15 protein-coding genes are annotated in these 14,214 nt (G+C 70.2%); 4 read left to right on the top strand and 11 right to left on the bottom strand.

Translation table 11 applies throughout. From position 1 onward, the window contains the following. Positions 1-134: 134 nt before the first annotated feature. On the bottom strand, positions 135-593 hold the full coding sequence (locus tag ACVKXF_RS05500; RefSeq protein ID WP_456795114.1) for a hypothetical protein: 459 nt from the start codon (positions 591-593) through the stop codon (positions 135-137). A gap of 176 nt (positions 594-769) precedes the next feature. Beyond that, complete coding sequence (locus ACVKXF_RS05495) at positions 770-1,471, bottom strand: SDR family oxidoreductase (protein WP_123311421.1); 702 nt, start codon at positions 1,469-1,471, stop codon at positions 770-772. 60 nt (positions 1,472-1,531) lie between these two features. Between ACVKXF_RS05495 and ACVKXF_RS05490 the strand changes: the two genes are divergently transcribed. Further along, complete coding sequence (locus tag ACVKXF_RS05490; RefSeq protein WP_259586778.1) at positions 1,532-1,963, top strand: MerR family transcriptional regulator; 432 nt, start codon at positions 1,532-1,534, stop codon at positions 1,961-1,963. A 93-nt stretch (positions 1,964-2,056) separates the two neighbouring features. Here the strand turns inward: ACVKXF_RS05490 and ACVKXF_RS05485 are convergent, their stop codons facing one another. The 7 genes from ACVKXF_RS05485 to ACVKXF_RS05455 form a co-directional block, all read right to left on the bottom strand. Further along, on the bottom strand, positions 2,057-3,739 hold the full coding sequence (locus ACVKXF_RS05485) for a CBM35 domain-containing protein (protein ID WP_456795113.1): 1,683 nt from the start codon (positions 3,737-3,739) through the stop codon (positions 2,057-2,059). Positions 3,740-3,837: 98 nt separating this feature from the next. Next, entirely contained in the window at positions 3,838-5,115 is a 1,278-nt protein-coding gene (locus ACVKXF_RS05480; protein WP_456795112.1) for a family 1 glycosylhydrolase, read from the bottom strand. Positions 5,116-5,168: 53 nt separating this feature from the next. Then, a complete protein-coding gene (locus tag ACVKXF_RS05475; protein ID WP_396289683.1) occupies positions 5,169-6,041 on the bottom strand; it encodes a carbohydrate ABC transporter permease in 873 nt (290 codons plus the stop codon). Then, a complete protein-coding gene (locus ACVKXF_RS05470) occupies positions 6,038-6,991 on the bottom strand; it encodes a carbohydrate ABC transporter permease (protein WP_456795111.1) in 954 nt (317 codons plus the stop codon). Before ACVKXF_RS05470 ends, ACVKXF_RS05475 begins: the two co-directional genes overlap by 4 nt. Positions 6,992-7,016: 25 nt before the next feature. Continuing rightward, positions 7,017-8,279, bottom strand: a complete 1,263-nt coding sequence (locus ACVKXF_RS05465) for an ABC transporter substrate-binding protein (protein WP_340196957.1) — start codon at positions 8,277-8,279, stop codon at positions 7,017-7,019. A 110-nt stretch (positions 8,280-8,389) separates the two neighbouring features. After that, on the bottom strand, positions 8,390-9,409 hold the full coding sequence (locus ACVKXF_RS05460) for a LacI family DNA-binding transcriptional regulator (RefSeq protein WP_456795110.1): 1,020 nt from the start codon (positions 9,407-9,409) through the stop codon (positions 8,390-8,392). A gap of 112 nt (positions 9,410-9,521) precedes the next feature. Next, complete coding sequence (locus ACVKXF_RS05455) at positions 9,522-10,019, bottom strand: MarR family winged helix-turn-helix transcriptional regulator (protein WP_456795109.1); 498 nt, start codon at positions 10,017-10,019, stop codon at positions 9,522-9,524. 107 nt (positions 10,020-10,126) lie between these two features. Here ACVKXF_RS05455 and ACVKXF_RS05450 point away from each other — a divergent pair, with 107 nt between their 5' ends. Then, positions 10,127-10,918, top strand: a complete 792-nt coding sequence (locus ACVKXF_RS05450) for an SDR family NAD(P)-dependent oxidoreductase (protein WP_456795108.1) — start codon at positions 10,127-10,129, stop codon at positions 10,916-10,918. An 8-nt stretch (positions 10,919-10,926) separates the two neighbouring features. Here the strand turns inward: ACVKXF_RS05450 and ACVKXF_RS05445 are convergent, their stop codons facing one another. Further along, positions 10,927-12,153 (bottom strand): FAD-dependent monooxygenase, encoded by a 1,227-nt coding sequence (locus tag ACVKXF_RS05445; RefSeq protein WP_456795107.1) that lies wholly within the window; start codon positions 12,151-12,153, stop codon positions 10,927-10,929. A gap of 58 nt (positions 12,154-12,211) precedes the next feature. Here ACVKXF_RS05445 and ACVKXF_RS05440 point away from each other — a divergent pair, with 58 nt between their 5' ends. Continuing rightward, entirely contained in the window at positions 12,212-12,751 is a 540-nt protein-coding gene (locus tag ACVKXF_RS05440) for a MarR family winged helix-turn-helix transcriptional regulator (protein WP_456795106.1), read from the top strand. Here ACVKXF_RS05440 and ACVKXF_RS05435 read toward each other — a convergent pair whose 3' ends face one another. Further along, positions 12,752-12,985 carry a hypothetical protein gene (locus tag ACVKXF_RS05435; RefSeq protein ID WP_456795105.1) on the bottom strand — a complete coding sequence of 78 codons (234 nt, stop codon included), beginning with the start codon at positions 12,983-12,985 and terminating at the stop codon, positions 12,752-12,754. It abuts the gene before it with no gap. A gap of 218 nt (positions 12,986-13,203) precedes the next feature. On the opposite strand from ACVKXF_RS05435, the gene ACVKXF_RS05430 reads away from it, so the two are divergent. Beyond that, complete coding sequence (locus ACVKXF_RS05430; protein WP_456795339.1) at positions 13,204-14,199, top strand: NADP-dependent oxidoreductase; 996 nt, start codon at positions 13,204-13,206, stop codon at positions 14,197-14,199. Positions 14,200-14,214 lie beyond the last annotated feature (15 nt).

Raw genomic sequence — 14,214 nt, 5'->3', positions numbered from 1 at the left:
AGGGACACCGTCCTGGTCCGGTTCGAACGCGGGGGCTGATCCGGTCCCCGCGTGCTGCCACGCTAGCGCAGTGCTCCGCAGCCGTCGCCTGCCCGGGCCGTCGAGGGCACGAGCCGTCGACGGCCCGGACGCCGTCACCCCGCGTGGAGGTGCGCGGGCTCCGGCACGAAGTGGATCCGCTCCGCCGCCCGCGTGACCTCGCGGGCTCGAGCCGCGCGGTCGTCGAACTCGATGCGGGCAGCGTCGCGGACCTGCTCCTTGTCGAACAGCGCGGCCCGACTCACGACGTCGACGATCGTCGCCACCACCGTCGCGAGACCGCGTTCGAGCTGGCCGAGGTTCGTGTTGCCGATGACGAGACGCCGGTCCTGCACGTCCAGCGTGACGTCGGGGTAGCCGGCGGTCACGAGCTGCGCGTGCCCTTCGGCACCGCGCAGGCCCGCCATCTCGACCGCGTCGGGTCGGCGGTTGAACACCGCCGGGACGTCGTAGTACTTCGCCGCCGTGGGCTTGCCGAGTTCGGTGGGCAGGCCGGAGGCCACCACACTCGTGAGCGCGAGCGGCGTCGAGGCCGCCTCGGACTGGTCCGTCATGATGACTCCCTTGGCGGCTCCCCGCGGGAGCACGAGAGGATCTCGGACTCGGTACGGCGACACCGTGGCGTCAGTGTGGGACCCGGGGATGTGAGCCCTCCCAGCCGACCGGCTGCGGGACGCGCCCCGCCCCGCACGGCGGCGGGGCGCCGGGTGCGACCCCGGCGCCGCCCCGCTCAGGCGAACTGCGCGTAGAACGCCGACGGGTCCTGCGACAGCGACGCCTTCACCGCGCTGCTCCACTCGTCGACGACGACCTCGGCCGCGCCGCGCTCGACGCCGTCCAGCGCGGCCCGCGCCACGTCGGCCGGGTCGACCTTCGGTCCCTCGTAGCCGTCCATCATGTCCGTGTCCGCCGCGCCGAGGTGCAGCCCCTGCACGCTGATCCCCTTGCCGGCGAGCTCCAGCCGGACGGCGTTGGTCAGGTTCCACTCGGCGGCCTTCGCCGCCGCGTACGCACCGGATCCCGGGTAGACGAACCAGGACAGCGCGGACAGGACGTTCACGATGCCACCGCCACCGTTGCGCTCGATCACCGGTGCGAACGCACGGATCATCGCGAGGTTCCCCCAGTAGTGCGTGTCCATCTCGCGGCGCGCGTCCGTCAGGTCGTCGGTGAGCAGCGAGCCCGTCGTCGAGATGCCCGCGTTGTTCACGAGCAGGGTGACGTCGCCCGCGGCTGCGGCCGCCGCCGCGATCGACGCCTGGTCGGTGATGTCGAGCGGCAGCGCCACCACGCCTTCGACGTCGACGAGTTCCGGTCGGCGTGCGGTCGCGTAGACCTTGGTGGCCCCGCGCTCCAGCAGCTGCAGGGCGAAGCGGCGTCCGATGCCCCGGTTCGAGCCGGTGACGAGTGCGACCGATCCAGCGATCTCCATGGTGTCTCCTCCTGCCGTGCGGGTGTCTCCCGCAGCGGCTCGGTTACGCTAAGACCTCACATGGATGTCAGGGGCAAGCCCCGGATCGGAGTCGGCATGCGGATCGGCGACCTCGCCGCGGAGACCGGCGCCAGCGTGCGCTCGCTGCGGTACTACGAGGAGCAGGGACTGCTCACCGCGTCGCGGACGACCAGCGGGCAGCGCGTCTACGACGCCCCGGCGGTGGAACGCGTGCAGCTCGTGCAGCAGCTGTTCGCCGCAGGCCTGCCGAGCCGCACGATCGTGCAGCTGCTGCCGTGCGTGGACAGCGGCCACGCGACCCCGGAGTCCTTCGCGCTGCTGGTCGCCGAGCGCGATCGGATCACGGCGCAGATGGCAGAGCTCGAAGCGGCACGCGGCCGGCTCGACGAGGTCATCGCGATCTCCGAGCACCCGACCGCCGAGCACTGCCCGGCGTTGCGCGAGCCGGCGGACGGAGCGGTCGCGGCCTGAGACGGAACGGCAGAACGGACGGGAGGCACGGTGCGCGCCCGCACCGTGCCTCCCGTCCGCCACCTGGTCACGACCAGGGCAGCTGGTGCGGCGTCAGGGCTGGAACACCTGGATCTGGTCCAGCTCCGCGAAGCCGGTGCCCTTCGTGAAGGTCAGCGTGTTCGCGCCGGCCTTCAGGGTGACGGTCTTCTGCGCCCACCCGAAGCGCCCCCAGTTGACGGTCGGCGCGTAGCTGATCGTCCCGGCCAACGTCCCGTTGACGGCGAGCGCATGCGTGCTCGTCGCCCCGGTGCCGTTGTCGTACCGGACGTTGACGGTGTACGTCCCCGCGGTCGCCGCCTGCACCGTGAACTGCACGGAGCTGGTCGCGTTGTTGATGTTGCCGACCTTCGCGCCGCCCACCGCGTCGGCCTGCGTGACGGTGCTCGTGTCGTTCCGGACCGCGGACTCGGCCTCGTACCGCAGCGCGTTGATCGGGATCGACCCGACCCGCACGTCGTTGTAGGTCGTCGTCAGGTTCTCGACGTTCGTCGCCTGGTAGAGCGTCTTGCCGTCCGCGCTCGAGTCGAAGCCCTGGGCGAAGCCGCTGAACGTGCCTCCTTCGGCGTCGCGGGCGTCGTACGTGACGGCGTAGGGCAGCTGCTCCCACGAGCCGGAGCCCTGGTTGCGGTTGACGACGAAGTTCTGCCCGCCGTCGATGTTGCCGGCACTGTCGAGCGTCCACTTCGACGACACCACGATCATGCCGTTCGCGTTGCCCGTCGTCGGGACCCAGCGGACCTCGGGTGAGGAACCGACCCCGCGGCCGTCGGGCAGTGCGATCTTCGTGCCGATGCTCGTCTCCGGGCTCCAGGTGAGTCCGTCGGGCGATGTCTTGAAGTACACCGGCGCCGTGTTGTTCGTCTGGCTCGGTCGGTTGACGACCTCGAACGTCGCCACGTAGTTGCCGTTCGGGATCCGGGTGACCGTGATCATGCCGGGCCGGTCACTCTTGTTCGTCGGCGCCGAGACGTTCACCAGGCCACCCCAGGTGAGTCCGCCGTCCGTCGACCGTCGGTAGCTGACGGCCTGCAGGACGTTGTTCGCCTTCTGCCGTTCGTCGGAGAAGTAGGTCACGAGACCGCCGTTGGCGTCGACCGCGACGGACGGCTCCCACACGGTCGAGGTGGTCGAGGTCGGACTCGGGTCGTAGGTGGCAGGCCCGCCGGTGTCGACGGTGCTCACGAACGACCAGGTGAGACCGTGGTCGAGGCTCTTGTACATGACCAGCCGGCTGCTCGACCGGTCGGTCGGCATGATCATCCCGCTCAGCAAGAGGGTCCCAGCGGGCATGGTGCCGAGCTGGATCGGGGTCTCGTACAGCGAGGGCTGGGCGGTGCGCGTGAGCGTCGGGAACTGCGCGCTCGGCTTGACGGTGGCGACGCGGCTCCACGAGGTGCCGTTGTCGGTGCTGCGGTAGATCGGGTAGACCTGCACCCCGTTCTCGAGCACCAGCTGGTCGAACGTGACGAACTGCTGCCCGTTCGCCGACCCGCTGTTCTTCAGGACGATGTTCTTCGCGTAGGTGGTCCCGGCAGCGCGGCCGCCCTCCGGGTTGAACGAGGAGCCCGCGGCAGGTGAGTACACGAGGGCTCCGTTGCCGGTCGTGACCGCCTGCGCGGGGGCGGGGCCGGTGACACCGGCGACGAGGGCTGCCGCGGCGGCGGCAGCGGTGACGACGAGCGCGAGCGTTCGGCGTCGACGAGGCGCCGGAGCGGCGCCGAGGCGGAGGGACATGGTGCTCCGTTCGGTCAGGTGGTGCGGTTGTGGTGCAGTGGTGGTGCGCGGAGACGGACGGGAGGCGCGGGACCGACCCGACTCGCGCCTCCAGACCGTCACTGGGTCGCCGACAGGGCCGCTGCCACGGCTCGTTCCTGCCGCGTGTGCGCAGCGAACGCGTCGGCGACCGGGTTGCGACGGCGGTCGAGCCCGCCGTCGCCGTCCTCGACGAGGTCGAAGAGGCCCATCGTGAGCAGGTGCTCCTGGCGGGGTGCGTCCGTGTGCCGCCAGGTCCACTCGTACATGTCGAACAGCGGCCACCAGGTGTACCCGACCACCGGGACGCCCTCGGCACGGAGCTCGTGCACGGCGGCCACGGAGTCGTCGAGCCAGCCGATGCGTTCGTCGACGGACCCGGTGACGCACGTCTCGGTCAGCATGACCGGAGCGCCGTACCGCTCGGCGTACGTGGTGAGGACGTCGCGGAGCCCCTCGACACCGGTGTCCTCGTAGGGCCGCGGGTCCGCGAACCCGCCGCCGTGGTGCACCCCCGACTCGAACACCTCGGTGGAGTGCAGCGGGTAGTAGTTGACGCCCGTCACGTCCGGCCGGACCGCGTGCTGTCGGAACCAGTCCAGGTCCACGTCGGTGACACCGCCGGAGCGCAGCCGTCCGACGAGCGGATGGTGGTCGTCGACCCCGCCGGTCACGAGGTCCTCGACCAGGAACGTCTGGGCGCGGAGCCGCGCCACGGTGTCACGGTGCTCGGGGACGTCGACGTCGCCGACGTACCGGATACCGGCGTCGACGTGCACGAAGGTGGCGTCGTCACCGAGCTCACGAGCGATCGCGTGCTGGGTGGAGACGAACCCCTTCGCCAGGGCCGAGGCGATGCGGGCGGAGCCCTCGGCGCCGGTCAGGTACGGCGGCCAGTAGCCGTACTCACCCGAGAACAGGGCGTGGATCACGGGCTCGTTGACGGGCGTGTAGTCGGTCGCGACGTCGCCGTACCGGGCGGCGAACCGGGCCGCGTACTCCGTGACGTGCGCCGGGTAGTCGGGGTTCGCGAACTGGCCGTCGAGCCAGAGCGGTGTGCCGTAGTGCAGCAGGTCGATGACGGGCCGCAGGCCGGTCTCACGGAAGCGCTGCATGACACCGTCGACCCAGGACCAGTCCCAGACGCCCGGCTCCGGGGCCACCCGGTACCAGGGGACGCCCCAGCGGAGCAGCTCGGCACCGACGTCGACCGCCAGGCCGAGGTCGGCGGCGTACTGCCGGTAGTGGTCGGTGAGTTCGTACTCGTCGATGGGGCGCTCACCCGGCCGGGCCTGCGGGACGAAGGTGTCCTCGATGCCCAGGGCGAAGTGCAGCCGTCCGTCGTCGGACCAGTGCATGGTGTCTCGTTTCGTGGTGGGCGCTCCCCCGAGGGGACCGCGCGGTGTCGTCGTCACTTGAGCCCGGTGCTGGCGACGCTCTCGATGAAGCGCCGTTGCACGAGCAGGAACATGACGGCGAGGGGCAGCACGGCGATCAGGGCGCCGGCCATCATCACGCCCTGCGGGATGATGCCACCGGGTCCGGTCAGCAGCGTCAGCCCCGAGGTGATGGTCCCCATGTCCTGGTCCGTGGTGAACACCAGCGGCCAGAGCAGGTCGTTCCAGTTGTTGACGAAGGTGAAGATGCCGAGGGTGAGCAGTGCCGGCACGGCGTTCGGCAGGATGATGCTCCGGAAGATCCGCCACTCGGACGCGCCGTCGATGCGCGCCGCGTTGTCGAGGTCGCGGGGGAGCGACACGAAGAACTGCCGGAGGAAGAAGATCCCGAACGCGTCTGCCGCCCGCGGGGCGATGAGGCCGGCGAAGGTGTTCACCCACCCGAGGTCGGACACGAGCTGGTAGATCGGGATCAGGGTGGCCTGGAACGGGATCATCAGGCTGGCGATGATCACGATGAGCAGGACCCTGCTGCCCCGGAAGTCGAGCCGGGCCAGCGCGTAGGCGGCGAGCGCGTCGAACGCCAGCGCGAACACCGTCACCCCGCCGGCGAAGGCGAAGCTGTTCAGGATGAGCCGGCCGAACGGCAGCTGCGTGAAGATCGCCCGGAAGTTGTCGAGCGTCCACGTGTGCGGGAAGAGCGTCGGCGGGTAGGCGTTCACCTCGCTCGCCGGCTTGAACGCCGTGAAGACGATCACGAGCACGGGGAGCAGCACCGCGAGGGTGACGATGAGCACGGCGGCGAAACCGAGCCACCGCATCGACGGTGGGCGCCGGGCGACGGTCCTGCGCCGGACCGCGGTGGCCGGACGGGGGAGTGCGGTCATGATGCGGTGTCCTCTCCGCGCTTGCCGAAGAACAGGAACTGCACGAGGCTCAGCAGCAGGGTCGCGATGAGCAGCACGTACGCCAGGGCGGACGCGAAGCCGAGGTCGAGGTCCTTGAACCCGGACTGGTAGATCTGCATGACGATCGTCTCGGTGGACCGGTACGGCCCGCCGCCGGTCAGGACGTAGATCTGGTCGAACGCCTGCAGTGCGGCGATGAGCGCGACGATGACGACGAACGCCATGGTGTTGCTGAGCATCGGGAACGTCACGTTCGCGAACCGCTGGCGGCCGTTCGCACCGTCCAGCTGCGCCGCCTCGTACAGGCTGGTCGGGATCTCCTGCAGCCCCGCCAGGAAGATGACCATGTAGAAGCCGAAGTTCTTCCAGACCGCGACGAGCACCACGGTCGGCATGGCGAGCGTCGGGTCCTGCAGGACGTTGCCGAGCCGGATGCCGCCCACCTGGAGCCAGTGGTTCAGCAGGCCGATCTGCGGGTCGAGCAGGTACGACCACGCGAACGCGGCGACCGCCAGGGACACGATGAACGGCAGGAACAGCGCCGAGCGGAAGAAGCCGCGGAACGGCAGCGCCGGGTGGTTGAGCGCCAACGCCAGCGCCAGCGCGACCGCGATCGCGACCGGGGTGAACAGCACCGAGTACAGCGCCGTGTTGCCGATCGAGCGGACCACGTCGGGGTCGGTGAAGACCCGGACGTAGTTCGCGAAGCCGACCCAGCTCGGGTCACCGAAGCCGCTGGCGTCGGTGAACGAGAGCCGCAGTGCCGAGAGCATCGGCCAGAGCACGAACGCTCCGAGGATGACGATCGCGGGTGCGAGGAAGCCGACGACGGTCGCACGGCGCCGGAAGGTCCCGTTCAGGGGAGTCCGGCCGCCGAGCTGTCGCGGGGGGCGGTACCGACGGCGTCGGCCGAGTTGCTGCGTGGTCACGAGGGTCCTCCGGGGGCCGCTGCTGCTACTTCAGGGCTGACTGCACGTCGACGTCGGCGGTGCCGAGCAGCGACTCGGGGTCGCCGCCCGCGATCGACTTCTGCGTCGCGGTGTCGAGGGCGGTGAGCACGTCACCGCTGTTCACGACGCCCGGGAGGAGCGGGATCGTCGTGCCGGTCAGACCGGTCAGCGCCGCGACGGTGGGGTTCGCGTCGACGTCGGCGGCGGTGACGTCGGTGCGCAGGGACGGCCAACCCGACCCGAGCGCCCACTTGGTCGCGACGTCCTTCTGGTTGAAGTACCGCAGGAAGTCCTCGGCAGCGGCCTGCTTCGGGTCGTCGGTCTGTGCCGTCACGCCGAGCGAGATGCCGATGGCGGAGGCCACCTGCGCCTTCGGGCCGGCCGGGATCGCGGCGATCCCGTAGTCGATGTCGGACGCCTTCGCGACGCCGGCCATCCACGGGCCGCCGATCTCCATGGCGGTCTTGCCGGCGGTGAAGAGCTTGTCGGCCGCGATGCCGTCGACACCGGTCGGCGAGATCTTGTCCTGCCGGATCGCCTTCGCCCAGTACTCGAGCGTCTCGACGTTCGCAGCGGAGTCGATGGTCGACTTCGTCCCGGCGTCGTTCGTGATCGAGCCGCCGTTGCCCGCGAACAGGCTCGGCCAGATGCCGTTGCCGACCGTCTGGTGGTCCGGCAGCACGAGCCCGTACTGCTCCGGGGTGCCGTCGCCGTTCTCGTCCTTCGTCAGCTTCTTCGCGTCGGCGACCCACTCGTCCCACGTCGTCGGGAACGCGTCGATGCCGGCCTCGGCGAAGAGCTTCTTGTTGTAGATCACGGACAGGGGGACGAAGCCGCTCGGGACGCCGTACTCCTTGCCGTCGACCTGCTCCATCGCGACGGCCTGCTCCTTGAGCTCGCCGGTGTTGCTGGTGTCGTCGTCGTAGAAGTCGCTCAGGTCGACGAGGGCCTTCTTCTCGGCGTAGACGGGCAGTCGGTCCGAGGTCATCGCGACGATGTCCGGGCCCTTCTTCGCCGTCAGCGCGGGGAGCATCGTGTCGTCGATGACCGCCCACGTCTTCGTCTGGGTCGTGATCGTGACCTTGTCCTGCGACTCGTTGAAGTCCTTGACGATGCCGTCCAGGACCTTGCCGTCGGCCTCGGTGTACCCGTGCCAGAACGTCAGGTCGACGTGGGCGTTCGCGGACGAGCCGGGGGAGCCGGCGCATCCGGCCAGGGAGATCGCCGCCGCTGTTGCGAGCGCGACGACTGCGATGTGCTTCTTCATCGAAAACCTGCCATCCGTCCTGCACATCGGTGTGCGGGACCTCGTCCATGCCGGATTTACACCGGTGTAAATCTGGACAGTAGTCCGTGCTCATCGGGCAGGTCAAGACCTCAGGCGGAGACCGTGCGTTCCACTGCGACGGGCGCCGACGATGCCCGCACGACCAACGCGTGCGGCGAGCGCAGCACACCCGGTTCGACGGCCGCGTCCTCCTCCAGCTGTTCGACGAGGACCCCGACCGCCGTCGCCGCGACCCGGTCCAGGTCGGCCGAGACCGTGGTGAGCGCGGGTGTCGCGTACGACGACTCCTCGATGTCGTCGAAGCCGACGACCGCGACGTCGTCCGGCACGGTCCGACCGGCGAGCTGCAACGCGCTCATCGCCCCGAGTGCCAGGGCGTCGTTGCAGCAGACGATCCCGTCGACCTCGACGCCGGAGTCGAGCAGGGCCCGCGCCGCCGCTGCCCCTTCAGCCCGGTGCCAGAGCGCCGTGGGGACGACGAGCTCGGTTCGGAACGCCACGCCGTGCTCGGCGAGCGCCTCGCGGTACCCGCGCAGGCGCTCCTGCGCCGTCCGCACCGGCCCTGACGGTTCTGACCCGATGAACGCGATCGATCGACGGCCCGCGTCGAGCAGGTGCGCCGTCGCATCGTGCAGCGCGTCCGCGTTCGACATCGTGATGAACGTGACCGGGGTGTCCGGGATCGGTTCGCCGAGCACCACGAGGGGGAACTTCACCTCGAGCGCAGGCGCATCGTTCGACCGCACCGTCAGCGGGCTGTAGATGATGCCGTCGATCGAGTGTTCGCGCATCCGGGTGATCGCGTCCGCCTCGCGCACACCGCTCGCGGTCTGCTCGATGAGCACCGTGTACCCCACCGCACCGGCAGCGCGGATGACGGCGTCGGCGAGCTCGGCGAAGTACGCCTGCCGCAGTTCCGGCACCGCCAGGCCGATGACCTTCGACCGGCCGGCGCGGAAGTTCCGGGCCGAGACGTTGAGCTCGTAGCCGAGTTCGTCCACCGCAGCCATCACCCGGTCGTGGGTGCGGGCGGAGACGTGTTCGTAGCCGGAGAGGACGTTCGAGACGGTCTTCTTCGAGACGCCGGCGACGGCTGCGACGTCGCTCATCGTGGGGGGCGAGCGGTGTCCCTGGGCCATCCGCGCTCCCCTCTCGCTTCCGGAATGCGTTGGGCAGGAACCTACCGCACCAGCGTCGTGCGGCCCGGACGTGTCAGTCCGGTCACGGCTGGCGGGCCCCGGGCGGTGTCCACGACGGAGCTGCGTCCACCGCGTCGCCGATGCTCCGCGCGATGACCCCGAGCTGCCGCGTCTGGGTCGCAGTGAGCGTGTCGAAGACCAGGCGCTCGACCAGGGCATGGTGCGCGGGCGTCGACCCGAGGACCTTGCCGTGCCCGTCATCCGTCAGGACCGCGAGGGTGAAGCGGCCGTCCGTCGTGTCGACCACACGGCGCGCCCACCCCTTCGCCTCGAGCCGCGTGACCGCGCGGGACAGCCGCGAGAGCGTCGAGCTCGCGTACCCGGCGAGGGTGCTCATCCGCAGGGTCCTGTCCGGCGCGGCGTCGAGGGCGGTGAGGACCCCGAGTTCGAAGTGCGTGAGGCCGCTGTCTCGTTGGAGTTGGGCGTCCAGGGCGACCGGGAGCCGTTCGAGCATCGTCGCCACCGCTGCCCAGATCTCGAGTCGTTCGCCGCGCAGGCCGTGTGGTTCGGGCGGTGCCATCAGGGCATCGTACGACCGATGACTTGCCTGAGCAAGTAAACCACCGTACGGTGACTTGCTCAGGCAAGTCACCGGGTCGAGCGGCGCGGGACGACGGAGGAGGATCCATGGACCTGCAGCTCCGAGGCAGAACGGCGTTCATCAGCGGATCAACGCAGGGCATCGGGTACGCGATCGCCTCCGCACTCGCGGCCGAGGGCATGCGCGTGATCGTCAACGGCCGGGAGGAAGCCCGGGTCGAGGCAGCCGTCGATCGCCTGCGGCGTGACCATCCGGGAGCCACGGTGTCCGGGATCGCGGCCGACTTCGGAGACCCGGGCGCCGTCACCCGACTGCTCGGGTCACTCGACGCCGTCGACGTCCTCGTCAACAACGTCGGACTCTTCGGCCTCGCCGCCTTCGAGTCGATCGCCGACGAGGACTGGTCCCGGTACTTCGAGGTCAACGTGATGAGCGGGGTCCGCCTGTCGCGGCACCTGCTCGGCGGGATGCTCGAACGCGGGTGGGGTCGCATCGTGTTCATCGGGAGCGAGTCCGGCGTGAACGTCCCCGCGGACATGGTGCACTACGGCGTGACCAAGGCCGCGGTGATCGCGCTCGCGAACGGACTCGCGAAGCAGACCCGTAGGACCTCGGTCACGATCAACACCGTCCTCGGCGGCCCCACGTACTCCGACGGTGTCGCGACGACGGTCGAGGCGATCGCCGAGGCGCAGGCCCTTCCGGTCGAGGCGATGCAGGCCGCGATCATCGGTCAGAACCGGACCAGCCTGCTCGAGCGCTTCATCGACCCGGCCGAGATCGCGGCGCTCGTCACCTTCCTCGCGAGCCCGCTGTCCTCCGCGACGAACGGCGCCGCGATCCGGGCTGACGGCGGTGTCCTGACCGGGCTCCTGTAGGTGGCGCGTCAGCCCAGGTGCGCGTAGTCCGGCAGGTCGATCGCGTCCGCCGGAGGTGTGAAGAACCGATCGCCGAGCCGACCGATGATCGGGGTGGATGCGACCCGGACCGCGGCACCGAACGCAGCGATCCCGAGCCGGCTCTTCGGGTTCGCGACCCGCGGCACCCCCGGCGGCAGCTGCTGCGCCTGGGCGACGTAGGGCCGCATGATGCGTTCGTAGCCACGGAAGGCATCGCGGTGGTCGACGTGGGCGGCGAGCTCACCGGCCAACACGAACGCCCCGGTCAGCGAGAGGCTCGTGCCCATGCCACTGACCGGCGAGGCGCAGTAGGCGGCGTCGCCCACGAGCGCCACACGACCCGCGGACCACCGCGGTGCACGGACCTGCCCGATCGACTCGGAGTACAGGTCGTCGGCGGTGTCGATGCCCTCGAGCACGCGCGCCGCTTCCCACCCGGCGTCCGCGAACACCTCGTGCAGTCGTCGGCGCTGCTCCTCGATCGATCGTCGTTCGGAGCCGGCGCGCTCCCGTGTCCGGTCGGTCACGAATGACAGCGTCGCCCGGATCGTGCCGTGCGGGTCCGGACGGAGGGTGACCGACCGGCCACCCGGCGCGTTGTACCAGCGCCACCAGTCGTCGTCGGCCTCGGTCCGGGGGATCGTCGCGTAGGACGTCTCGAGGCCGAGGGAGCGGATCTGCGGCTCGTCGCCGAAGACCAGCCGCCGGGTGCTCGAGCCGATGCCGTCGGCCGCGATCACCAGGTCGAAACGCTCCTCGGGGGCGTGCTGGAACTGCACGGTCACGCCGTCGCCGGCGCCGCCGTCGTTGTCCGCGATGCCGGTGATGCGATCGCCGAAGCGGTACTCGGTGGTGTCGGTGGTGCGGCTGACCAGCAGCTGTGCGAGGTCACCGCGCAGGATCTCGAGTTCTGCGGTGGCACCGCCCGAGTCCGTGGTGCCCGCCGGGAACTCCGCGATCACCGAGCCGGATCGGCCGACGAACCGCGTGCCGACCTCACCGGTCGTGGCGGCGCGGATGTCGTCCTCGATGCCCATCCGTCGCGACACCTCGCGCCCGGCACCCCGCACGTCGACGTTCTGGCCGCCGGTCCGGAGCTCGGGGGCGCGCTCGACGATCGTCGTCTCGTAGCCGTAGCGGTGCAGCCAGTACGCCAGGGCGGGCCCGGCGATGCTCGCACCGGAGATGAGGACGCGCTTGCGGTCGGTCGACATGTTGCCTCGAATCTTGATTACCAATGAGATTGGCAATCTACACGACTATCATCGCGGTGTGCCGCACGACGAACCGACAGCGCCCACCGACGGATCGCGAGACCTCGACGCCCGGCGCGACCGCGACGACCGACGCGACCGCGAAGCCGCCCGTCGCGACGGACGACCTCTGCCGGACGACGACATCCGCGCACGGGTGCAGCAGGTCGGCGTGCGGCAGCAGCGGTTCGAGCGACACCTCGCCAGAGCGCTCGACGTCGACGCGGCCGGGCTCGAGGCGATGGACCACCTCATCAGCCACGGCCAGTCCACCCCGACCGAGCTCGCGCGACGGTTGGAGATCTCCACCGCTGCCATGACCCTCGTGCTCAACCGACTCGAGTCCGCCGGCCACGTCACGCGGGAGCGGCACCCCAGCGACGGCCGCAAGCTCGTCGTCACCGCAGCCGAGCCGTCCTCCGACCGTGCGTACGACCTGGTGCTGCCGCTGATCGAGGGGATCGAGGACGTCGTCGCCGGCATGGACGCCACCGAACGCGCCACGGTGCAGGCGTTCCTGGACCGCCTGATCGGGATCTACGACGACGCGATGGACTGATCAGTCAGCCAGGGCGGGCGACCACGGCCACCCGCCGAGGTTCCACCGCGTCCACGACTCGAGCTGCGCCTTCGCGCTCTCCAGGCTGGTGTGCTCGCCGATGACCTCGCCGGAGCGCAGGCGCACCTCGTAGCGGGCGGTGAACTCGACGGTGCCGATGTGGAACGGGCCGGCGTGGGCTTCCCAGCGTTCGCCGTCGAAGGCCGTCCAGCTCGTCGACTCGTGCAGGGACACGCCAGTGGGGGCTGGTGGAACGTTCAACTGCGAGGAGGACATGGCCTGTTCCGGTCGGCATCGGACGAAGAGATCGTGCCGGCAGCCGGGGGCTCGGGTCACCTGCGGCCGACGGTAGTCCCTTCTCGTCGAGGTGGCCCAGGGTCGAGCGATTGACATCAGTTACTGAGTGCACTCAGAATTGAGTCTTCTCATCGAATCGACCCCGGGAGTACCCCCTGCGCGCCTTCGCCATCGACCAGTACAAGCAGCCCCTCCGCGAGACCGACGTCCCCGAACCGGTCGTCGGCGACCACGACGTCCTCGTGGCCGTCGCCGCCGCCGGCCTGAACCAGCTCGACGAGAAGATCCGCCAGGGCGAGTTCAAGCTGATCCTGCCGTACAAGACCCCGCTCGTCCTCGGCCACGACGTCGCCGGCACCGTGATCGCGGTCGGGGCCGGAGTCCGCGGGATCACGCCCGGCGACGAGGTCTTCGCCCGCCCTCGGGACCACCGCATCGGTACCTTCGCCGAGCGCATCGCCGTCGACGAAGCCGACGTCGCCCGCACGCCGTCGAACGTGAGCGCAGCAGAGGCCGCCTCGATGCCGCTCGTCGCCCTGACCGCGTGGCAGGCACTCGTCGAGAAGGGCGGGGTCGGACCGGGCACGAAGGTGCTCGTCCACGCGGGGTCCGGCGGCGTGGGGACGATCGCGATCCAGCTCGCCAAGCACCTCGGTGCCCACGTCGCCACCACGGCATCGGCAGCCAACGCCGACTTCGTCCGCGAGCTCGGCGCCGACCTCGTGATCGACTACCGCACCCAGGACTTCGAGCAGGAACTGTCCGAGTACGACTTCGTCCTCGACAGCCTGGGCGGCGAGAACCTCGAGAAGTCCCTGCGCGTGCTGCGCCCCGGCGGCAAGGTCGTGAGCATCAACGGCACCCCCGACCCGGCCTTCGCGAAGGAAGCCGGGCTCAATCCGGTGATCCGTCTGGTCATCGCCGGCATCAGCCGCAAGGTCCGCGCGCAGGCGAAGCGCCTCGGGGTCACCTACGAGTTCCTGTTCATGCGTGCCGACGGCGGGCAGTTGCAGCAGATCGCCGACCTCGTGCAGGCCGGCGCGATCCGCCCGGTGGTCGGCGCCACGTTCGCCTTCGACCAGACCCCCGAAGCGCTCGTGTCGATCGGGACGAGCCGCGTGCGCGGCAAGACCGTCGTCACCAGCAACTGACACCCCACCCACGAC

It is taken from the genome of Curtobacterium sp. PvP017 (genome assembly GCF_054060195.1).
This window is presented reverse-complemented; position numbering and strand designations above follow the sequence as displayed.